The sequence below is a fragment of the Desulfomarina profundi genome (genome assembly GCF_019703855.1).
Taxonomy (GTDB): domain Bacteria; phylum Desulfobacterota; class Desulfobulbia; order Desulfobulbales; family Desulfocapsaceae; genus Desulfomarina; species Desulfomarina profundi.
The window spans coordinates 2,972,152-2,992,404 of record NZ_AP024086.1 but is presented as its reverse complement, the minus strand read 5'-3'; the positions used below and the strand labels follow the sequence as shown (position 1 = coordinate 2,992,404).

At 50.6% G+C, this 20,253-nt stretch carries 18 protein-coding genes, 3 pseudogenes and 1 CRISPR repeat array; of the genes and pseudogenes, 14 read left to right on the top strand and 7 right to left on the bottom strand.

Translation table 11 applies throughout. The features are described 5' to 3' along the window. Nucleotides 1-19 precede the first annotated feature (19 nt). From LO777_RS13830 to aroC, 4 genes and pseudogenes are all read right to left on the bottom strand, one after another. Nucleotides 20-259, bottom strand: coding sequence for a TrkA C-terminal domain-containing protein (locus LO777_RS13830; protein WP_228857386.1), 240 nt, complete (start codon nt 257-259; stop codon nt 20-22). A gap of 117 nt (nt 260-376) precedes the next feature. Further along, nucleotides 377-457: pseudogene (locus LO777_RS13825) on the bottom strand (hypothetical protein); the annotation flags it as partial. 149 nt (nt 458-606) lie between these two features. Beyond that, a pseudogene (locus tag LO777_RS13820) lies at nt 607-2,115 on the bottom strand (chloride channel protein); the annotation flags it as partial. Nucleotides 2,116-2,518: 403 nt separating this feature from the next. Then, nucleotides 2,519-3,612, bottom strand: a pseudogene (aroC, locus tag LO777_RS13815) (chorismate synthase). A 640-nt stretch (nt 3,613-4,252) separates the two neighbouring features. Between aroC and LO777_RS13810 the strand changes: the two are divergent. The 11 genes from LO777_RS13810 to cas2 are packed head-to-tail and all read left to right on the top strand — an operon-like array spanning nt 4,253 to nt 14,652. Next, entirely contained in the window at nt 4,253-5,983 is a 1,731-nt protein-coding gene (locus LO777_RS13810) for a hypothetical protein (RefSeq protein ID WP_228854472.1), read from the top strand. A 3-nt stretch (nt 5,984-5,986) separates the two neighbouring features. Then, complete coding sequence (locus tag LO777_RS13805) at nt 5,987-7,264, top strand: CRISPR-associated endonuclease Cas3'' (protein ID WP_228854471.1); 1,278 nt, start codon at nt 5,987-5,989, stop codon at nt 7,262-7,264. After that, nucleotides 7,261-8,157, top strand: coding sequence for a hypothetical protein (locus LO777_RS13800; RefSeq protein WP_228854470.1), 897 nt, complete (start codon nt 7,261-7,263; stop codon nt 8,155-8,157). The genes LO777_RS13805 and LO777_RS13800 overlap by 4 nt, the downstream gene beginning before the upstream one ends. A 15-nt stretch (nt 8,158-8,172) precedes the next feature. Next, nucleotides 8,173-8,802 carry a type I-C CRISPR-associated protein Cas5c gene (cas5c, locus tag LO777_RS13795; RefSeq protein ID WP_228854469.1) on the top strand — a complete coding sequence of 210 codons (630 nt, stop codon included), beginning with the start codon at nt 8,173-8,175 and terminating at the stop codon, nt 8,800-8,802. Continuing rightward, the gene (cas8c, locus tag LO777_RS13790) at nt 8,799-10,517 is read left to right on the top strand and encodes a type I-C CRISPR-associated protein Cas8c/Csd1 (RefSeq protein ID WP_228854468.1); all 1,719 of its coding nucleotides are present in this window, start codon (nt 8,799-8,801) and stop codon (nt 10,515-10,517) included. The genes cas5c and cas8c overlap by 4 nt, the downstream gene beginning before the upstream one ends. Then, nucleotides 10,517-11,548 carry a type I-C CRISPR-associated protein Cas7/Csd2 gene (gene cas7c, locus LO777_RS13785; protein ID WP_268907439.1) on the top strand — a complete coding sequence of 344 codons (1,032 nt, stop codon included), beginning with the start codon at nt 10,517-10,519 and terminating at the stop codon, nt 11,546-11,548. The genes cas8c and cas7c overlap by 1 nt, the downstream gene beginning before the upstream one ends. 1 nt (nt 11,549) lies before the next feature. Then, nucleotides 11,550-11,693, top strand: coding sequence for a hypothetical protein (locus LO777_RS13780; protein WP_228854466.1), 144 nt, complete (start codon nt 11,550-11,552; stop codon nt 11,691-11,693). 21 nt (nt 11,694-11,714) lie between these two features. Further along, on the top strand, nt 11,715-12,689 hold the full coding sequence (gene rhuM / locus LO777_RS13775) for a virulence protein RhuM/Fic/DOC family protein (RefSeq protein ID WP_228854465.1): 975 nt from the start codon (nt 11,715-11,717) through the stop codon (nt 12,687-12,689). A gap of 2 nt (nt 12,690-12,691) precedes the next feature. Next, complete coding sequence (gene cas4, locus LO777_RS13770; RefSeq protein WP_228854464.1) at nt 12,692-13,321, top strand: CRISPR-associated protein Cas4; 630 nt, start codon at nt 12,692-12,694, stop codon at nt 13,319-13,321. Beyond that, entirely contained in the window at nt 13,321-14,352 is a 1,032-nt protein-coding gene (cas1c, locus tag LO777_RS13765) for a type I-C CRISPR-associated endonuclease Cas1c (protein WP_228854463.1), read from the top strand. The genes cas4 and cas1c overlap by 1 nt, the downstream gene beginning before the upstream one ends. Nucleotides 14,353-14,361: 9 nt before the next feature. Beyond that, nucleotides 14,362-14,652, top strand: a complete 291-nt coding sequence (gene cas2, locus LO777_RS13760; protein ID WP_228854462.1) for a CRISPR-associated endonuclease Cas2 — start codon at nt 14,362-14,364, stop codon at nt 14,650-14,652. A gap of 217 nt (nt 14,653-14,869) precedes the next feature. Then, a CRISPR array of direct repeats spans nt 14,870-15,503; the repeat unit is 32 nt; unit sequence GTCGCCCCCTGCACGGGGGCGTGGATTGAAAC. A gap of 21 nt (nt 15,504-15,524) precedes the next feature. Here cas2 and LO777_RS13755 read toward each other — a convergent pair. Next, nucleotides 15,525-15,911, bottom strand: a complete 387-nt coding sequence (locus tag LO777_RS13755; RefSeq protein WP_228854461.1) for a hypothetical protein — start codon at nt 15,909-15,911, stop codon at nt 15,525-15,527. Between the two features lie 217 nt (nt 15,912-16,128). Here LO777_RS13755 and LO777_RS13750 point away from each other — a divergent pair, with 217 nt between their 5' ends. Continuing rightward, a complete protein-coding gene (locus LO777_RS13750; protein WP_228854460.1) occupies nt 16,129-17,595 on the top strand; it encodes an NAD(P)/FAD-dependent oxidoreductase in 1,467 nt (488 codons plus the stop codon). A gap of 358 nt (nt 17,596-17,953) precedes the next feature. Here LO777_RS13750 and LO777_RS13745 read toward each other — a convergent pair whose 3' ends face one another. Continuing rightward, complete coding sequence (locus tag LO777_RS13745) at nt 17,954-18,337, bottom strand: 5-carboxymethyl-2-hydroxymuconate Delta-isomerase (protein WP_228854459.1); 384 nt, start codon at nt 18,335-18,337, stop codon at nt 17,954-17,956. A 49-nt stretch (nt 18,338-18,386) separates the two neighbouring features. Then, nucleotides 18,387-18,659: a DODA-type extradiol aromatic ring-opening family dioxygenase gene (locus LO777_RS13740; RefSeq protein WP_228854458.1), complete on the bottom strand. Its 273-nt coding sequence runs from the start codon at nt 18,657-18,659 to the stop codon at nt 18,387-18,389. A 138-nt stretch (nt 18,660-18,797) separates the two neighbouring features. Between LO777_RS13740 and hpaR the strand changes: the two genes are divergently transcribed. After that, nucleotides 18,798-19,253 carry a homoprotocatechuate degradation operon regulator HpaR gene (gene hpaR / locus LO777_RS13735; protein ID WP_228854457.1) on the top strand — a complete coding sequence of 152 codons (456 nt, stop codon included), beginning with the start codon at nt 18,798-18,800 and terminating at the stop codon, nt 19,251-19,253. Between the two features lie 24 nt (nt 19,254-19,277). Further along, a complete protein-coding gene (locus LO777_RS13730) occupies nt 19,278-20,225 on the top strand; it encodes a radical SAM protein (RefSeq protein ID WP_228854456.1) in 948 nt (315 codons plus the stop codon). Nucleotides 20,226-20,253: the final 28 nt, after the last annotated feature.

Genomic DNA, 20,253 nt, shown 5'->3' with positions numbered 1-20,253 from the left:
TCTTCTCCCTGTTTCCCTGTTACTCTTCTTCCGGTTCGTCCGGCAGGGGGCAGGTATTGAGAAAGTCTCTTATCCCCTCGATGTCCTTGAGGCGGCCGTAAACGGTAATAACATCACCCTCCTTGAGTTCCGTATCCCCGCGGGGGATAATAATTTGTCCGCCCCGTTTGATGGAGACCATATTGATGGTATCCGGCAGTGAAAGATCTTTCACCTTGGCATCATTACAGGCATCGTCTTTCTGTAGAACAAATTCCACGAAACCGTTTTCACTGGCCTGCCTGAGGGAAACCTGGTGTTCAACAAGCTTACCTCGCTGTTTGCGGACGACTCCCACATCATAAGCACGCAGGATATCGCTTCTGCTGATGAGTCCACAAAGTCTTCCTGATCCATCCCGTGAAATAACCGGCAGTCGTGCCAGGTCACGGGGGACATTTTCTGGATAGCCAGCCATATCGGTTCATCCGGGTAGACGGTTATCGGATCTTCTACGGCAAAATCGGCAACCTTGAGATCCCTGGTACTGACGTCCGTATTCGCCTGAACGCGGTGCATGTCCTGCAGGGTCAGTATTCCCCAGAGTTTGCCATCATCACCAAGTACAGGAAAACCGAGCAGGTTCTCTTCCTGGAAGAGGGCCATGGCTTCGGAAAAAGACTGGTCCTTATGGATGGTTACCGGGTGGCTTTTCATCACTTCGCTCACCTTGACGCCCTGCATGATATCCATGTCTCGGCCATCAACGAAGCGTATGCCGCGCTTGGCCAGTTTCATGGTATAGATCGATTCGGGGTGCAGCCACTGGGAAAAATAACTGGCTGTAATTCCAGCAACCATGAGAGGCAGGATCATCATGTAATCGTTGCTCATCTCGAAGACAATGAGCATGGCAGTCAGCGGTGCCCTTGCTGTGGCCGCGAAAACAGCTGCCATCCCCACCAGGGCGAAGGCACCGGTGTTGCCGGCAATTGATGGAAACCAGAGGCCGAAAAGATGCCCCATGGCACCGCCAAGTACAGCTCCTGTAAAGAGAGAGGGAGCAAAAACACCACCGGAGTTTCCCGAGCCCAGGGTGAATGAAGTTGCAATGGGTTTGAGGAAAATAAGAAGGATCATGATCCACAGGCTTGCTCTTCCCTGGATTGCTGCTTCAATAAAGGGGAAACCCGCACCAAACATATGGGGAATATGGGTAGTTCCGGAACCATGAGCAACTGAAGATGGAGGAAATTCCAGGCCCGAGAGGTGCATATAGGCAAAGCCCAGGAGACCGAGGAGTAAACCGCCTATGGCCGGTTTGAAGACCTGGGGAAATTTCCAGTCATCGAAGACATCTTCAAGATAGTCAAGCATTTTCATGAACATGATCCCAACCAGGGCGGCAACCAGGCCGAGGATCAGGTAAAGAACAATTTCCGAGGGGTGACTCATGTGGTAGGCTGGAACCTCGAAGGCAAACTTGTTGCCGATAATTGATCTTGAGACAACCGATGCGGCAACAGAAGCTATGACCACGTTGCTGAAGGAGCGCATTTGAAGACCACACATCAGTACTTCAATGGCAAAGGCCACACCGGCGATCGGCGCATTGAAGGTTGCCGCGATTCCTGCCGCCGCACCACAGGCGACAAGATTTCGAATCCGCTCATCAGAGAGATGCAGCACCTGGCCGAGGGAAGAGCCAAGGGCAGAGCCGACCTGGATAATCGGGCCTTCACGCCCGGCAGACCCGCCTGTTCCAATGCACAGAGCCGAAGCAACAATTTTAGCAGCCGCGACACGGGCACGGATACGTCCACCATTGAGAATGAGTGCCTGCATGACCTCCGGTACTCCGTGGCCTTTAGCTTCTTTTGCAAAGAGAATCAAGGGGCCGACAAGGAGACCTCCCACAACCGGAACAAGGACATAAATCCATTTGTCAATGGATGAGATGTATGAAAATACGGTTGTGTAGGAAAAATCCTGGATGGCAAAAATAAGTTTAACAAAGACGACGGAAGCCAGTCCGGAAATTGCTCCCACGATGATTGAAAGAATGATGAGCAGGATACTTTCAGGTGGAGAAAATCTATCGAGATACCAGCTTATTGTTGGACGTTTCGGGGTCATTTGAATTCCGTTTGAATAACTGTCAGAAGAGCATGTCAACACATGCAGTTCTCTTTCTATCCCGCATTTCTCATCAGTTCAGGCGGCGTCAGGTTCAAAGTTCTCTGCAGTGAATTATAGTGATCTATATTTATTGCAGAAATACTGAAGAAGATGGCGTCGCCTGGGCTGACCTTGGGTGAACATTGTGTAAATTTTGTTCTATTACTGACAGTTGTTTAATTATTTGTATTCTACAGTTATTCTCAAAATTGAACAATGTTCATGAGAAATGCGGGCTATAACCGGCAAACGAAAAAAATATGAACCGCCATGAACAGGCGGACATATTCTTCCCTGAACATCGTTTATTACCGCTTTCCCCTGAGTTATTCAAGGATTTTCTGAAGTGCAGAGCCGGGGATTAATTAAATTCCAGAGCTTTCCTTGCCTCCTGGCGCAAGGCCATGTCCAGAATGACGAGTGCAGTCATCGCCTCCACAATGGGGACAGCCCTGGGTACAACACAGGGGTCATGCCTGCCTTTTGCTTCGAGAGTACATTCTTCCCCCGAGAAGTCCACACTGGCCTGGGGCAGGGAAATGGTTGCCGGGGGTTTGAAGGCGACACGAAAAAGGATGGGTTCCCCGTTGGAGATACCCCCTGGATGCCGCCGGAATTATTGGTGAGTGTGCCGATTCTTCCCTCTTTTTTAACAAAGGGATCGTTATGTTCCGAGCCTTTCATGCGGGTTCCTGCAAAACCGGAGCCGATCTCGAAACCCTTGGTTGCCGGAATGGCCAGCATCCCCTGGGCCAGTTTTGCCTCCAGTTTTTCATAGGTCGGTTCTCCCAGGCCCACCGGAACATGACGGATAACACAGGAGACCAAACCACCGATAGAATCACCCTGGTCCTTGAGTTTTTTTACCAGGGAGACCATTTTTTCCGTGGTAGTCTTGCAGGGGCAGCGAAGAACGCTTTTGTCAACTTCTGCCCTGGTGATGGTGTCTGTATCGATCTCTTTTAGCTGTAGTTCACCAATTCCTGACACCCAGGCGACAATCTCAATACCATATTTTTCATGCAGTACCTTGGCGGCAACAGCCCCGGCAGCAACAGTCCCGATAGTTTCCCGGGCACTGGAACGCCCCCCTCCGGAGGACGCCTTGATACCGTATTTCATCTGGTAGGTGAAGTCGGCATGGGAGGGACGGGGAATGTCCTTCATGTTGGAATAGTCATGAGGTCGCTGGTCTTTGTTGGCTACATGGAGGGCAATGGGTGTTCCCAGGGTTTTTCCCCGTTCCGTGCCTGACAGGATAGTGACTTGGTCCGCCTCCTGCCTGTCCGTTGTCAGTTTACTCTGTCCCGGTCGTCTCCGGTCGAGCTGTACCTGAATATTTTTTTCCGTCAGCTCAAGCCCCGGAGGACAGCCGTCAATAACAACTCCCACCGCCCTGCAATGGGATTCTCCAAATGTACTGACACGAAAAAGCGTTCCAAAACTGCTTGACATGATTGTTTCTCCATAAATCAGAAGTGACTTTACATTGTTTTTGTATAACCGGAAAAAAGTGTGTTCCGGCAGAAGATATGAAACTTCTATAATGCACATCAATACAGATTTTGTAAAGCTCGGGGTTGGCCATGTTTTTGATGAAATGCGGGAGCGGCAGCTGATTTCCCTGTGGGTGCACTTTTTCTGGAATTGGCAAATTCTTCTTTGAGTTCTCTAAACAATGGATGTAGTATAAGTATGCAAGGTCTTTGTTATGATTTGTTTTTTTACAACTACAATATATCATAATCTGGTTTTGTTTTCTCCTGTAACATGCTGCTTTGTCAATAAAAAATATAATTTCCCCTAAAAGCTGATTTAGGAATAATTTATGATTTCAGGCAGGTATAAATGAAAAAATCACTGCTTCGCCGGGATTGGTCTATATTCACCACGCGCAGTATTGAGTAATTTTTGAATTCGTTCCAGTTCGGTCTGTAAAAAAAACGGGAAACTTCAGATTCGATTTGAAAAAAATAAAAAACACAAGGGGGCTCACTATATGAGACTGCGGGTGTGGTAGGATGGGAAGCGTCAAGAGAAGCAGACAGAAGAAATATGTGTAGATCCTGCTGGCACGACCACATCTTGGAGGAAAATGGGCATGACCGGAGAAAAACTGCTATTACGGCCGTATCTCGAGAAGGTGGAAAAGATATGCGGCGGCTTGAAGAAAAAGGAGCTGATAGCTCTGATTGTTGCCATGGCAAGTGAGGAGGATTCGGACAAACGGCAAAATTATCTGTCCAGGCTCATGCGCTGCTTGCCTGACAGGAAATCGGTCAATGACCAGAATCAGCCGGAGCAAATGGAGCTGCTTCTCGGAAAGGTTCAGGAGCTTGAAAAAAATATTCTGGCGAAGATTACCTCCATAGAAGATGGCTCCTACTGGGATGATCCTGATGATGTGGATGACGGCTATTGGGATGATGAACCAGAGTGCCTGAGCGATGACCAGATGGTTGAACTTGCAGAATTATTTGCAGAGGCTGGAGAGTATTTTTGTCAGGGAATGCTGATAGAGGCAAAGCAGGTTTATGCTGCCCTTTTTTCATTGGTCGGCAAAGTAGAGGAGTATGACTTTTTGCCTGATATCGGAGTGGATATCAGGGAGGCCCATGCCAGGTATTGTCGTTCCGTATACGAAACATCCCGGCCCGGTGACCGGGCACAGGAAATGGCGATGGCCATGAAAATCAAAGAGCCTGTTGGTGATTTTGAGAACTTCAGGGAGATGGACATGGCCCTGCTCCGGGATGTCATTGATGCCCAGGTCGGTGAATTGCCGGGTATGGCGGATTTTCTGACACAATGGCAAAAGGTTCTGGCAGCAAATGGGCGCATGCCGGATCGACTTGCCCGGTTGCGCGTTGAGGCGTCGTTCCTGCAGGACGGCATTGCCGGGGTGCGCGAACTTGCCCGCGACTGGAAGAAAGAACAACCTGTGGGCTATCTTGCCTGGCTGGAACATCTTGCGGCAGACGAGGAGTGGCGCCAACTGGCCGATGCAGCCCGGGAGGCCCTTGCCATCCTGTCCGTCGGATCTGCCCGCCGCCGGGTTGCGGGGTACCTTGTCGAAGCAGGCAGGCGGGGCGGTGATGAGGATCTTGTCCTGCCGGGCAGGCGTGAGGCCTTTGTATCCTCGCTCAATGTCCTGGATCTGCTTCACCTCGTGGCTGAAGCCGAGCGCCGAAATGTTCGCAATGAGGAGATCGCGCGCGCCATCGACACTATTCGAACAGGGTGCATTCGGGATCATGTTCGGTCATTGCTGGCAAGAGCTTTTCTCATGATCGGAGATCTGCAGTCCCTTGCCGTCCTCTGCAAAGAAGAGAAGGTCTATGGCTGGTCGGGCGGATCGCCCGGAGCCCTTATGTTCTGTGCGGTTTTGTATTGCAACGCCAAGGGAGATAGCCGCTGCGTCCTGAATAACGAAATGCTCGCCGACTATGCTGACAGCGTGCTGTGGTGCGATACTGATCCTGATGGCGAAGAACCTGCCACCTCATTTTATGAACAGATTGTCAAGGGTCTGGCTGAAATTGACATCACGAGGGAGGATTTTATCCGCCACCAGGCATCGACCATGGAGAACGGACGGAAGAGGGTGGAGTATATTGTCTCGAACAAATACCGCAACGCCTATAATCGGGCCGCCTGCACCCTGGGAGCCATGGCCGAGATGCTTGTGGCGCAGGGAGCGAAGCAGGAGGCAAAGGAACTGCTGCATAAATACTATTACCAGGTTTTCAGTCGGTATTCGGCCTTTCGGCGCGAGGTCCGTGAGGCTGTTGCTGCTTCACCGCTGCTGACAGGAATGGGGGTTTGAAAGATGAAATATTATGCTCACAGTCTGGAAGGCAGGCCGCCCGAGGAGTGGCAGGAGTTGGAAGAGCATCTGAAAAATGTGGCTGAGATGGCGGCAAAGTTCGCGCGGCCCTTTGGTGGTGAGAATTTTGCTGCTCCTGCCGGAGAGAATCATGACGTGGGCAAGGGAACGAATACTTGGCAGGCATATCTGCGGCGGATGAACGGTATTGAAGATGAATTTAGCGTCTATTACGAGGGGCACCCTGGTCATGCGATTGAAGGGGCAAAGTGGCTATTTAAGCATTCAAAACAGGCAGGAAAACTTCTATCCTATTGTGTTGCTGGCCATCATGGCGGCTTGCCAAACTGGGATGACAGGAGGGCAGCGGCATTGCGGGAGAAACTTGCTGCTCCTCCCGGAGAAATCGCATTCCCTCACCAGCTATCGGAATTGGTGGAAGAACTCCCATGTGTCATTGAGCCGGAACGATTCGGGTTTCAGCTTCAGTTTTTTACCCGGATGATCTTTTCCTGCCTGGTGGATGCCGATTTTCTGGATACGGAGCGCTTTCTTGATCCGAAGCGTTCAGGCTGGCGGGGTGTTTATCCCGCCAGCGGGGAACTCCATGAGCATTTTTGGCGCAATTTTAATAAGTTGCGGGTTATGGCCGAGCCTGGATTAAAGGTCAATCAGCAGCGGGAAAAAGTCCTGGCCGACTGTTTGCTTGCCGCAGAAGAGGAGCCAGGGATATTCTCTCTCACCGTGCCCACCGGTGGTGGCAAGACCTTGGCATCGCTGGCCTTTGCCTTGAATCACGCCAAGAAACACGGCAAGAGGAGGATCATCTACGTCATCCCTTTTACCAGTATCATTGAGCAGAACGCCGGCGTCTTCCGGGAGATGCTGGGCGAGGAGGCTGTGCTTGAACATCATTGTAATTTTCTGGTTGACGAAAAGGATTGGCGGGCGAGATTGGCGGCGGAGAACTGGGACGCGCCAGTGGTGGTCACCACCAATGTCCAGTTTTTTGACTCCTTTTACGGCAACCGGACCTCAAAATGCCGCAAGCTTCATAATATCGCCGATAGTGTAGTGATTTTCGATGAGGTTCAGGCCATACCGGTTGAGAGATTAAAACCCTGCCTCGAAGTAATTAAAGAGCTGTCAAAAAATTACGGAGTAACAACCGTGCTCTGCACCGCCACCCAACCGGCCATTGAGCAGAGCGAGCAGTTCCCTGCCGGTCTGAAGATTGATCGGGAGATTATCCGGGATGTGGGGGATTATTTGAGGCCTTGAAGCGTACGGAGGAGGTCTTTGTCGGCAAGTTGAGCGAGGGTGAAGTAGCAGCCCGTCTGTTGGAACATGAACAGGTTCTGTGCGTGGTAAACACCAGGCAGCAGGCCCTGGATATCTTTAAAGCCCTGCCGGAGTCGGATGCAAACATCCATCTGAGCGCTCTTATGCATCCCGCTCATCGTTATGAAAAACTGACGGAGATACGAAAAAGGCTCCAGCCGGGGAGCGGGCGTCCCTGCCGGGTGATAAGCACCCAGTTGATCGAGGCCGGAGTGGATGTGGACTTCCCCTGTGTCTTTCGGGCCGTGGCCGGGATAGACTCCATCGCCCAGGCGGCCGGTCGTTGTAACAGAAACGGCCGCAACGAGGTTCCGGGCAAGGTGTTTGTCTTTGCCTTTCCGGAGGACGGCGGCTGTTCGTTTTTCCGCCAGGCGGCCCAGTCGGCGGCCAAGCTCTTTGGTGAATATGAAGGGCGGTTGACCGCCCCTGAATGTGTGCGGGCCTATTTTGCCGATTTTTTCTGGAATAACGAACAACGGATGGACGGGGACGGGATACTCACGATCTGTTTGCCCGCCCAGTCCGGTGATATCCAGTTTCGGGAGCTGGCAAAATTCAGGATGATCCAATCGGCGTCGGTGCCGGTGATTATTGCCGGGGATGAAAAGGCGCAGAACCTGGTGCGTGCCTTGGAGGCGGCCGAGCATAAGGGCGGCATTTTACGGAAACTGCAGCAGTTCACGGTGCAGATTTATCCGTATCAACTTGATGAAATCAGGGACTGGCTGGAAGAGCCGATCCCGGAAATATGGGTACTTCGTTCATCCGAGCTGTATTCGGACACAACGGGGCTAAAATGCAAACCGCCGCAAGGCAACGCGTTTTTCGGCTAAGGAGGTGTAGAGGATATGAGCTATGGCATCAAGTTGCGGGTCTGGGGTGATTACGCCCTATTTACCCGCCCGGAGATGAAGGTCGAGCGGGTCAGTTACGATGTCATGACCCCGTCCGCAGCCAGGGGGATACTGGAAGCGATCTATTGGAAGCCAGCTATCCGTTGGGTGATTGATCGTATTCATGTCTTGAAGCCGGTGCGTTTCGACAATATCAGGCGCAATGAACTGGCCAGCCGGGTCTCGGTCAACCGGCGGGACATGGACGAGGGACGGCCTGTCTGTCGTTACATCGAGAATGATCGTCAGCAGCGGGCCTCAATGGTGCTTCGTAATGTTGAATATGTCATTGAGGCCCATTTTGAATTGACCGGCAGTGAAGACTCCGATCCCGGCAAACATCTGGCAATCTTTGAGCGGCGGGTGAAGAAGGGGCAGTGTTTCCACCGCCCTTATTTCGGTTGCCGGGAGTTTCCGGTTGATTTTGCCTGGTGTGACGACGTCCCGGGTCCGGTGTTTCATGGCCGGCGGGATTTTGGTTTTATTCTCCACGATCTTGATTTTTCCGACAACATGAGTCCCAGTTTCTTCCGGGCGGTCATGGAGGACGGGGTTATAGACTGCCGCGGGGAGGTCGTGTCATGATATTTCAATCGTTAATCTCCCTTTATGACCGGCTCGGGGAAGAAGCACCGCCCTATGGTTTCAGTGTTGAGGATATCGGTTTTGCCGTCACCATCGACCGGCAGGGCAATATAGTCGGAGAACCAGAGGACCTGAGGAATAAGATTAATGCCAATAAATATGATTTTCGTCAGTCGGTGGTGCCGTACAGTAACAAAGTCAATGTGCGGGCCAATGCCGCGGCTAAAACTCCGAATTTCATGGTTGATAAGGCGGATTACCTCTTCGGCATGTCCGGAAAAAGCAAGAAGGATGTGCATCATCGTTCTTTTAAAAAGCTGATAGATGAGGTGTGCGGAGAATCACGGGATGAAGGGGCGCTTGCCGTCCGTGCTTTCCTGGATAATTGGCAGCCGCGGTATGCGTCGGAATTACCGTATTGGAAAGAGATGTGTGGAATCCATGGGAAATGGGTTGCCTTTCGTCTCCAGGGTGAGCGCCGGTTTATCCATGAAAGGGAGGCGGTGCGGAGACTATGGGCCGATTTTGTCAAGATAGAGGAGTTTCCCCGTGGCATCAGTTTCATTGATGGAGAATCACACGACCTGCAACTCCAGTATGCCCAGTTCAAGTTCGGTTCCGGAGCTTCATTAGTGTCGTTTAATGAGAAGGCTTATGAATCGTATGGCAAGAAGAAGGGGGAAAACGCCCCAATCTCCGTTGAGGCCGAGTTCAAAAGTTCGTCGGCCTTGAAACATCTCCTGCGCAGCCGGAATCAGCGGCTGCGGATTGGTGACGCCACCACGGTCTTCTGGGCCGAGCGGGTATCGCCGGTGGAGACATTCTTCGGTCAGATCCTGAATCCGACGGTGGAGGATACGGGTGCGATGAAGTCGGTGCAGAAATTTCTCGAGGCCGTCCGCCAGGGAACCATGCCTACCGATATTGAGCGGGATCGTGATATCAGGTTCTATATCCTCGGCCTGTCGCTCAACAAGGCCCGCCTGGCCCTGCGTTTCTGGCATGTTTGTTCGGTGGGTGAACTTATGGCCCAGTTCAGGGATCATTTCAACAACCTTGAAATGGAACGGAGCGACAGGGATATTCCCTTTCCAGGGGTCTGGCATCTGCTCAAGGAAACTGCCCGCGAAACCAAAGATATCTCTCCGGTGCTGGCCGGTTCCCTGACCCGCTCAATCCTCACCGGCGGGCGTTATCCGCAAACCCTTTTTCAGGGAGTGATCGGTCGCATCCGGGCGGATCAAGCAAAAAAACATCCATCATCTGGCAAATCAATTTCAAATGTTAACTACCTGCGGGCCGCAATCTTAAAAGCGGTTCTGCAACGCAACCATAATACGGAGGTTCCAATGTCATTGGATTCAGAAAGAAGGGAGACGGCCTATCTTCTGGGACGACTCTTCGCCGTGCTTGAAAAGGCGCAGCTTGACGCACTGGGCAAGGTCAATGCGACTATTAAGGACAGGTTTTTCAGCGCCGCCTCGGCCACCCCGGCCAGTGTTTTTCCACGCCTGCTGCGCCTGTCTCAGCATCATATCGAGAAGGCGGAGTATGGCTATGTATCCGATCGGCGAATCTCCGAGATCATGGAACATGTGGACACCTTTCCTGCCCACTTGAATCTGCAGGATCAGGGGCTGTTTGCCATCGCCTATTATCACCAGAAGAATGCTTTGTACCGTAAAAACGAAACCAAGAGTGAAGGAGGAGAGTAATGAGTGAGCCAGTGAATAATCGTTATGAGTTTGTCCTGTTGTTTGACGTAAAAAACGGCAACCCCAACGGTGATCCTGATGGCGGAAACCTGCCCCGGATAGATCCCGAGACTGGCCACGGCATTACCACCGATGTCTGCTTGAAGCGAAAGGTCAGAAATTATGTAGATTTGGTGAAAAAAAATGTTTCGCCATATGAAATACATGTCCGCGAAGGTGCCTTTTTATCGGAGCATCACAGAAGGGCACATAAAGCCTTGGATGATGAAAAGCTATTTATCCATGTTCCTTTGGATTTACAGGATGAGTTGAAAAACTATATGGGATACCCAGAAGGTATTGGGTTTGAAAATGAGGGGATTTATCTTCAGCTGTGCATCGATACAGAAAAGGCCAAAAAGGCTGTCAATAAATTGAAAGATATATCAGATGCCGCAAAAGCGAAGCTGAAAGAGCTGTTTGTGGATAGTAAGGCAGCTGTGGCCAAGAAATGGATGTGTAAAAACTTTTTTGATGTTCGTACATTCGGGGCGGTGATGTCTACAGGTGACAAAACCTGTGGTCAGGTTCGCGGGCCAGTTCAGCTTGCATTTGCCAGAAGTATTGATCCTATAGTCGGCCTTGATGTGGCGATGTTCCGTACAGCGGCAGTTAGAGTTGAAGAGCCGAATGACAAAGGTCTGGGAGCAAGGAAGGCCATAGTTCCCTACGGATTATACCGGGCCCACGGCTTCATTTCGGCGCCTCTCGCAAAACAGACTGGATTCTCAGAAGACGACCTTGAACTGTTCTGGGATGCCTTGGTGAACATGTTCGACCACGACCGTTCCGCCGCCCGGGGCGAGATGGCAGCCCGGAAACTCATTATCTTCAAACATGATTCCGAACTCGGCAATGCCCCAGCTAGCAAACTCTTTGACCTGGTGACGGTCGAGAAAATCTGCGGTGACACCCCGCCCCGTTCCTTTGCCGACTACACCGTGACGGTGGGGGAAGCCCCGGCAGGTGTCAGCCTGGTCGAGAAAATCTGATATGGCAAGTGGGGATGGGATGGGAAAAAAACTTGTTGCATTAAGAAGAGTGAAGGAGTCAGAAGGATTCCACATAACGGCGAATAATTCAGCCCATCTCGGTCCCCAGGATCAGGCCGGAGAACGTCAAAAGGATGCGGGGTAAATAGCTGAACGGAGAACAGGCATGAACCAGGGCCAGGTTATTATTTATCAGTCCGAGGATGGAAGTTTTGAAATTGATGTGCGACTTAAAGATGAGATGGTTTGGCTTACTCAGAAACAAATCTCGGATCTTTTCGGGGCAGAGCGGAGTGTAGTTACCAAACATATAAACAACGTCTTCAGAACCGGTGAACTGGAGAAAACGGCAGTATGTGCAAAATTTGCACATACTGCCACCGACGGGAAAACATATCAGACAAATCATTACAACCTTGATGTAATTATCGCCGTGGGATATCGCGTAAATGCCAGGCGCGGTACCCGGTTCCGCATCTGGGCGACTTCTGTACTCAAGGACCATTTAGTCAACGGATACACCCTCAATCAAAAGCGTCTGGCAGAGAAAGGAACCAGTGAGTTACAGGAGGTTCTTTCCCTGTTGTCCAGTACCCTGGAAACCCACGGCTTGGTAAACGATGAAGGCCGGGCCGTGCTGGAGATCGTCTCCACTTACGCGGCGACCTGGAATCTTCTGTTGCAGTACGACGAAGACCAGCTGGCGCTTCCGACCGAACCGGACACCGATGGGGTGGTGCCCGATCCTGCCGGGGCGCGCGCGGCCATCGCCAGTCTCAAGGCAGATCTCTTGCACAAGGGCGAGGCCACAGAGTTGTTCGGCCAGGAGCGCGGTGAGGGACTGGCCGCTATTCTCGGTGCTGTGGGCCAGAGTTTCGATGGTCACGATCTTTATCCAGGTGTGGCCCTCAAGGCGGCGCATCTTCTTTACTTTGTCATCAAGGATCACCCGTTCAGCGATGGCAACAAGCGCATCGGTGCATTTTTGTTTCTGCTCTTTCTGCGGAAAAACCGTTTGAGAGTCCAGCGTCGCTTCTCCAATAATGCCTTGGTGGCCCTGACTCTTTTAATCGCGGCCAGTGATCCGGGCCAGAAGGATGTTCTGGTGCGGCTGATTACCCATCTGATTTCCGGGGAGTAGTGATGTTTGCTGAAGACGATCTCCTGCCTCTCTCCGCCCTGCAGCACCTCCTCTTCTGCGAGCGGCAGTGCGCCCTGATCCATGTGGAGCAGCTCTGGGTGGAGAATCTTTTTACTGCTCAAGGGCGGTTGATGCATGAGCGGGTGGATAGTGGCGGTCACGAGAGGAGGGGCAATGTCCGTACAGTGTGTGCCATGCCCCTGCGCTCCATGCGCCTGGGGCTGGTCGGCAAGGCCGATGTGGTGGAGTTTCACCAGCAGAAATCGGGAGAGTGGCTGCCCTTTCCGGTGGAGCATAAGCGGGGCCGGCCCAAGAAGGAGAACTGGGACCGAGTGCAGCTTTGTGCCCAGGCGATTTGCCTCGAAGAGGCATTGGGAGTCAAGGTGAAGGAAGGGGCTCTGTTTTATGGCAAGAACCGGCGACGGCAGTCAGTTGAGTTCGATTCTTGCCTGCGGGCCGAGACCGAAGAAACATCGGCCCGTCTCCACGAGCTGATCGCTTCGGCCCGAACCCCGCCACCCTTGTATGACAAAAAATGCGATTCCTGCTCTTTGAAGGAATTATGTTTGCCGAAAACCCTGGAAAAGCCTCACCGGGTGGAACGGTATCTCAAGCGGATGATGGCTGACTGATGAAAAAACATCTTAACACTCTATTTGTGACTACCCAGGGGGCCTGGCTCGCCAAAGAGGGTGAGACTGTAGCTGTCAAAGTTGGGGGTAAGGTACGTTTGCAGCTTCCCATTCACACTCTGGACGGGATTGTCTGTTTCGGCCAGGTTTCGTGTAGCCCGTTTCTCATGGGGTTTTGCGCGGAGCGGGATGTCTGCATCAGTTTTCTCACGGAAAATGGCCGGTTCCTGGCCCGGGTTCAAGGCCCGGTCTCCGGCAACGTCCTATTGCGTCGGGAGCAGTACCGCTGGGCGGATGATCCGGAGCGGTCGGCGGCAATTGCCAGGGCCGTGATCATCGGCAAACTTGTCAACAGCCGCAAAGTGCTGCATCGAGTGGTGCGTGATCATCCTGATAAGGTGGATACCGTTAGTGTAAAACAAGCCATGGATCGCCTGAAGGCCATTCTCATGCATGTCCGCGTCGGTACTTCGCTCGACAGGCTGCGGGGCTACGAAGGGGAGGGGGCCATGATCTATTTTCGAGTGTTCGATCACTTGATTCTCAATCGCAAGAAGGAGTTTTTCTTTGAAGGGCGCAGCCGCAGACCACCGCTGGATCGGGTCAATTGTCTGTTGTCGTTTTTCTATACCCTGCTCATGCATGATGTCCGCTCTGCCCTCGAATGTACGGGGCTTGATCCGGCAGTAGGTTTTTTGCATCGGGATCGACCGGGCAGGCCTGGTCTGGCCCTTGACTTAATGGAAGAATTCAGGCCCTACTTTGCCGATCGCCTGGCCTTGTCCCTGGTAAATCTTGGTCAGGTTAAAAGTAAGGGCTTTCGGAAGGCGGAGACCGGGGCCGTGTTGATGGACGACGATACTCGTAAGGCCGTGCTGGTGGCCTATCAAAAGCGCAAGCAGGATGTGGTCACCCACCCGTTTTTGCAGAAGAAGATGCCCATTGGCCTGCTGTTCCATACCCAGGCCCTGCTCCTGGCCCGGCATGTCCGGGGCGATTTGGACGGCTATCCCGTGTTTTGTTGGCAGTGAGGTGTTTATATGTTTGTGTTGGTGAGCTATGATGTATCCACTACTGATAAGGCAGGCCGGCGGCGTTTACGCAGGGTAGCCAAGGTTTGCAAGAATTATGGTCAGCGGGTGCAGTTTTCTGTGTTTGAGTGTTTGGTTGATCCAGCACAATGGACCGTGATGCGTCAGCAGTTGGTTGATGAAATTGATCCGGAGACCGACAGCCTGCGTTTTTATTATCTTGGTTCCAACTGGAAGCGGCGGGTAGAGCATGTGGGTGCCAAACCGGGAGTGGATCAGGAGGGATTATTGCTGGTATAACATTATATAAGGAGGGAATTATCTGAAAAAGTTTATGACACTGCGAACCCTTAGTGGACATGGTTTCCCGTAGAGGTTCGCATTTTGATTATCTTTCTGTATTTGCGATATTTTTATTTTTAAGCAGATGTGTTAAGAGAAGTGTTGCTGTGCAGTTTGAGAGGTTCGCAAAATATATGCTTTTCCTCTAAGTCAGCTTTGCTATAAAAAGCTGACAGTCGCCCCCTGCACGGGGGCGTGGATTGAAACCCTCCCAAAAATCTATTAGTTTTGTTATCGCTCTCCGTCGCCCCCTGCACGGGGGCGTGGATTGAAACTTTTATTGGCTCAGGCCCAGGTCTCCGGGCATTTGTCGCCCCCTGCACGGGGGCGTGGATTGAAACAGCGTACCAGATCAAGTTTTAAAAGACAGGGCCAGTCGCCCCCTGCACGGGGGCGTGGATTGAAACTGAATCAAGTGGGAAGACCATCCAGTTTGAGCTGACGTCGCCCCCTGCACGGGGGCGTGGATTGAAACCGGTACAGCTTGCAGCCACCCGGAAAAACGAACATGTCGCCCCCTGCACGGGGGCGTGGATTGAAACCACTTTGTCGCATTTTCAAGCGCAGCTCCAAGTAAGTCGCCCCCTGCACGGGGGCGTGGATTGAAACAACCCATGTTTCAACAAATATGCGCATTTGGTATGTCGCCCCCTGCACGGGGGCGTGGATTGAAACAGTCGCACCTGGTATACATCCGTCACACCAGGTATACGTCGCCCCCTGCACGGGGGCGTGGATTGAAACCGACCGGACCTGACCTCTGTTTGCCAATGATCAGTCGCCCCCTGCACGGGGGCGTGGATTGAGACAAGAAAAAGACATCTGTTGACTTATTCTGGCCCCTGAACTATTTTTTCCCGAAATGACTCGGTTCCTGTCCTGACCTTCCGGGAGGTGTTGATGGACAGGTTGCCGTGGCTGGTGGAGCCCGGAAAATCCATGGCAGTCGGGTGGGTCATTTGAGGCAGGGGGTTTTGTTTTTCTCCTGCCTTTTTTCTGCTGTCATGTTTTCTCCTCCTGGTGTTCATGATATTCCATACCACCGTGCCGTTATAGAGCAATTCGACGATTACGATCAATCCTTCTTTTCTTTTTCCCCGGAAAAAACCGATAAATTTCTGGCGGTATTTTGTTTGTCCTGTCGGGGTGATATATTCTGTGAGTATGATCTGATACGGATCTTCAATTGTTTTGCGCAGGTGGCGGATAAACTCCAACTCCAGGAAAATTCCATAAAAATGAGTGACAAATTTGCTTTGTAATTATTTTTTAATATATAGTTAATTATCGAGCATAAACAAATGCGACATAAAAACAATACTGCGATTTTTCAACAATATAGAATAGTCAAGCACATTTTTTTCTGGATATGCTTGTTGTTAGGGAATAAAGAGTAATAATACTTTCATCTGCTGAGATTTCGAGGAGTGAGTTATGGCAAAAGTTGTTATCCTGGGTGGTGGCGTTTCCGGGCACACAGCAGCCACCTTTTTAAAAAAATGGCTGGGAAACGGTCATGAAGTTGTTGTTGTGACTCCAAACAGTAACTGGAATTGGATTCCTTCAAATATCTGGGTTAGTGTAGGTGGCATGAGTAAAAAGAGCGTTGTCTTTGAACTGGCCCCCATCTACGCCAAAGCAGGCATAGACTACCGCCAGGCCAAATGTGTGTCAATCCATCCGGAGGGTGGAAAAAGTATTGAAACACCTTTTGTAACTGTTGAGTACACCGGCCAGGGCAGGGCTGGAGAACAAGAAGACCTGCCCTACGACTATCTCATTAATGCCACCGGGCCACGTCTCAATTTTAGCGCGACCAAAGGGCTTGGCCCCGATAACGGTTACACTGTTTCCGTATGTACCGCAGATCATGCCGTCCATGCTTCTAAAGAACTTGATGCATTAATCGCTGAAATGAAAAACGGTGCCCATAAAAAGATACTTGTCGGTACCGGCCATGGTACCTGTACCTGCCAAGGGGCTGCTTTTGAATATACCTTTAATGTTGAGCATAAACTCAACGAAGAAGGAGTAAGAGATAAGGCAGAGATTATCTATATCTCCAACGAATATGAACTGGGAGATTTCGGTGTCGGCGGTCTGCATCTTAAGCTGGGCGGTTATATTACCAGCGGCAAAGTGTTTGCAGAATCACTTTATACGGAACGTGGGGTAAAGTGGATAAAACGGGCCCATGTCACAGAGGTTGAAAAAGGGCGGGTGCACTTTGAACTGTTGGACGGCTCAAGCCACACCCAGGACTTTGATTTCGCCATGTTGATACCACCGTTTTCCGGTGTTGAAATGCGGGCATTTGACAAGGTGGGCAATGATATTACTTCTACACTATTTAACGCCTCAGGATTTATGTATGTCGATGCCGATTACAATAAAGGAACTGCTCCTTTTGAGGAGTGGGATGCCGATGACTGGCCTTCATACTGCCAAAATCAAAAGTATAAAAATATCTTTGCAATAGGTATTGCCTTTGCCCCACCTCATCAGATCTCAAAACCGATGCACAGTTCGAACGGTACCGTGATTACTCCGGCTCCGCCAAGGACAGGCATGCCAAGTGCCATGATGGGTAAGGCCGTTGCCCAGAGCATCAGGGATATGATTAAAAATGGTGCTGATACACCGACACATTCCGCCAAAATGAGTGAAATGGGTGCTGCCTGTATAGCCAGTGCGGGTAAGGGTATGTTTAACGGCAGTGCCGTGGCAATGACCATGTTTCCCATTATCCCGGACTATAAAAAATATCCCGATTATGGTCGGGATCTAAACGGTACATTTGGTGAGATTGGTCTGGCCGGTCACTGGATAAAATATCTCTTACATTTTGCTTTTCTCTGGAAGGCAAAGTTAAAACCGTTGTGGAGAATAATTCCGGAATAAATGAGAGGATAACGCTTATGAAAATCACACCATACAGTCAAAATGATTTTACTCCGGTTCCAACAAGGTTTACCAGATACAGAAGAGTCTCATTTATATGGCAACTCTATAGATTTATAGTAATAAATTTTAAAATGACCATTCTCATCTTAAAGTCACACCACTGATTGGGGTATGATCAACAATCAGTGGTGTTAACATTTCACTCTTTTCAGGGAATATGTACTATCTTTTTCGGGAAGTCGACTGTTATTAATGCTTTACCTGAAACTACCCCCATATTCAGATACTTGAGTTCCATGTGCCAGTTCTCTCGCAGTTTTCTGAGCTATCATGTTGTTTACCTGTGTGTTGGTTTTTATTTCTGAAACCGCGCATGGATATTGCTTTTCTTCAGCGTGGGCCTGGTAAATTCGTTCAACTCAAGGGAGAGAGCCAGGTAGCGGTCTTTTATTGCTTCCTCAAAATGATCGGTTATCATGTCAAAGAGTTCTTCCGCTACCCGCTGCAGATCATCTTCCGACCGTCCGGCGGCAACGGTCAGGGATGCGTGGACAAAGGCATAATCCTCCTCGCCGTCGGCAATCACGTAATTGTCGAGTTTAATGGCACGGGAACGGATTCCGGCGATGGGGAAGAGGCCATTCTGGTTTATCAGGATGGTGTTTGCCTTTTCGAGCAGGGGGCGGATATCTGTCTCCTTTTCCAGGTTATCAGTATATTCTACAATAAAATGGGGCATGATAAGTTTCTCCGGATACGCTGAGTTTCATGGTTAATATGGTTTGATGTTAAAGCACGGGTAAAACGGCGTTGATCTGGCCTGTTCCCGAGCTTGGAAAATAAGGGGTCAGAACCTCAACCCTGCCCTGGTATTTGTCCCGGTCGACAACCGCGCTGTTATCATGCTTATGGAACATGCACTGGGCGGATACCGAGACCACTTTGAAATGGCGGTCGCTGTTCATGTAACGCATGGGCACCAGGGATCCGTATTCCAGGGCCAGGAGTGTTTCGGGAAATCCGGCTGGTTTTACTCCTTTGCTGTAACTCCATAAAGACATGACTGACAAACTGATTTGAAGTTGATTATTGCTAATATATTAGTATTATAATCACTAATATATTAGCTTGTCAAGACGCAAATAATAATTATAATCAATTTTATCAGGTCAGGTTCAGAATCTATTTCCAGGAACACTATGAAAAGAAAAATAAAAAACAGAAACCTCCCCCTGCTTCTTTCCCAGGTGCGGGAGGTTGTTATTGCAAATTTTCGTCCTATTTTTCACTATTATGGTCTGACTGAGCAGCAATGGCGTATTCTGAGAGAACTCTATGAAAGGGAGCTTGAGCCCAGGGAAATCTGCGAGCGTTGCCAGATACTCAGTCCTAGTATGGCCGGTATTCTGAAAAGACTGGAGGAAACCGACCTGGTGCACAAGAAAAAAATAGAGGGTGATCGAAGGAGGGTGTCCGTATCACTCACCGAGCAGGGGCGTAATCTTATCGGAACGATGGTTCCTCTGGTTCAGCGGCAATATGAATTGCTGGAGGAAGCCTATGGAAAAGAACTGATAGTCCAGCTCTACCGTGCTCTGGATGATTTCATGCTGAAAAAGGAGACAACAGTCAGGCGAATAAATCCATCAGACTGAACGGTTCAGTGGGGGCAAAAGACAATGGCCACAAAAGCGAGACAGGCCGCCGAATCCGGGGAACTGGCGGAAAAAATTGCCAGGGGAAGAGAGATAATGCAAAACTGCACCCTCTGTCCGCGCAACTGTTCCGTGGATCGGACGGCAGGAGAAACAGGATACTGTGGTATGGCTGATCGGGTGGAAGTGGCTGGTTATGGTCCCCATTTCGGCGAGGAGCAGGTGCTTGTGGGGGAGAAGGGATCTGGAACCATTTTTTTCTGTGGTTGTAATCTTCGTTGTGTTTTCTGTCAGAATTATTCAATCAGCCACTGTTTTGAAGAGGAATGCTTGACAGTGGACTCCGGGCAGCTGGCAGCCATCATGCTTGGGCTGCAGGAGCAGGGTTGCCATAATATTAACCTTGTTACTCCGGGGCATATTGTTCCTCATCTGCTTTCAGCTCTCCAGGTGGCGGTCGAAGATGGCCTGCGGATACCCATTGTTTATAATTGCGGTGGTTACGAGAGTATGACGGCTCTCCGGCTTCTTGACGGTATTGTCGATATCTATATGCCGGATATCAAGTTCTTTTCGTCTGAATCGGCAGGACGCTACGCAGGAGCAGCAGACTATCCCGAAACCGTAAAGCGAGCTGTCCTTGAAATGCAGTGGCAGGTGGGCGACTTGCAGATTGATGACAGGGGGCTGGCAGAAAACGGCCTGCTGGTTCGCCATCTCCTGATGCCTGACGCAAAAGCCGATTCGGAATCGATTTTTACTTTTCTCGCCGACCGGGTCTCCCGGAACTGTTATGTGAATATCATGGAGCAATACCGTCCCTGCGGTACGGCAAAAGCCTTTCCTGAGCTGGGACGGACAATTTCTTCTGATTATTATCAGGAAATGATTACCGCCGCAAAAAAAAGTGGCCTGACAAGAATTGAGTCAAATGATTTCAGCCAGTTGCTTGCAAAGCTGTTTTCTTCGTAAAGAATTATTCTCCCGTTTTCAACCCCGT

Excerpts from the sequence above, each read along its gene's own strand:
- cas1c (WP_228854463.1), top strand. The coding sequence starts at position 13,321 with ATGAAAAAACATCTTAACACTCTATTTGTGACTACCCAGGGGGCCTGG.
- cas7c (WP_268907439.1), top strand. The coding sequence starts at position 10,517 with ATGAGTGAGCCAGTGAATAATCGTTATGAGTTTGTCCTGTTGTTTGAC.
- rhuM (WP_228854465.1), top strand. The coding sequence starts at position 11,715 with ATGAACCAGGGCCAGGTTATTATTTATCAGTCCGAGGATGGAAGTTTT.
- cas4 (WP_228854464.1), top strand. The coding sequence starts at position 12,692 with ATGTTTGCTGAAGACGATCTCCTGCCTCTCTCCGCCCTGCAGCACCTC.
- LO777_RS13810 (WP_228854472.1), top strand. The coding sequence starts at position 4,253 with ATGGGCATGACCGGAGAAAAACTGCTATTACGGCCGTATCTCGAGAAG.
- LO777_RS13740 (WP_228854458.1), bottom strand. The coding sequence starts at position 18,659 with ATGTCTTTATGGAGTTACAGCAAAGGAGTAAAACCAGCCGGATTTCCC.
- cas2 (WP_228854462.1), top strand. The coding sequence starts at position 14,362 with ATGTTTGTGTTGGTGAGCTATGATGTATCCACTACTGATAAGGCAGGC.
- LO777_RS13780 (WP_228854466.1), top strand. The coding sequence starts at position 11,550 with ATGGCAAGTGGGGATGGGATGGGAAAAAAACTTGTTGCATTAAGAAGA.
- LO777_RS13745 (WP_228854459.1), bottom strand. The coding sequence starts at position 18,337 with ATGCCCCATTTTATTGTAGAATATACTGATAACCTGGAAAAGGAGACA.
- hpaR (WP_228854457.1), top strand. The coding sequence starts at position 18,798 with ATGAAAAGAAAAATAAAAAACAGAAACCTCCCCCTGCTTCTTTCCCAG.
- LO777_RS13750 (WP_228854460.1), top strand. The coding sequence starts at position 16,129 with ATGGCAAAAGTTGTTATCCTGGGTGGTGGCGTTTCCGGGCACACAGCA.
- cas5c (WP_228854469.1), top strand. The coding sequence starts at position 8,173 with ATGAGCTATGGCATCAAGTTGCGGGTCTGGGGTGATTACGCCCTATTT.
- LO777_RS13730 (WP_228854456.1), top strand. The coding sequence starts at position 19,278 with ATGGCCACAAAAGCGAGACAGGCCGCCGAATCCGGGGAACTGGCGGAA.
- cas8c (WP_228854468.1), top strand. The coding sequence starts at position 8,799 with ATGATATTTCAATCGTTAATCTCCCTTTATGACCGGCTCGGGGAAGAA.
- LO777_RS13805 (WP_228854471.1), top strand. The coding sequence starts at position 5,987 with ATGAAATATTATGCTCACAGTCTGGAAGGCAGGCCGCCCGAGGAGTGG.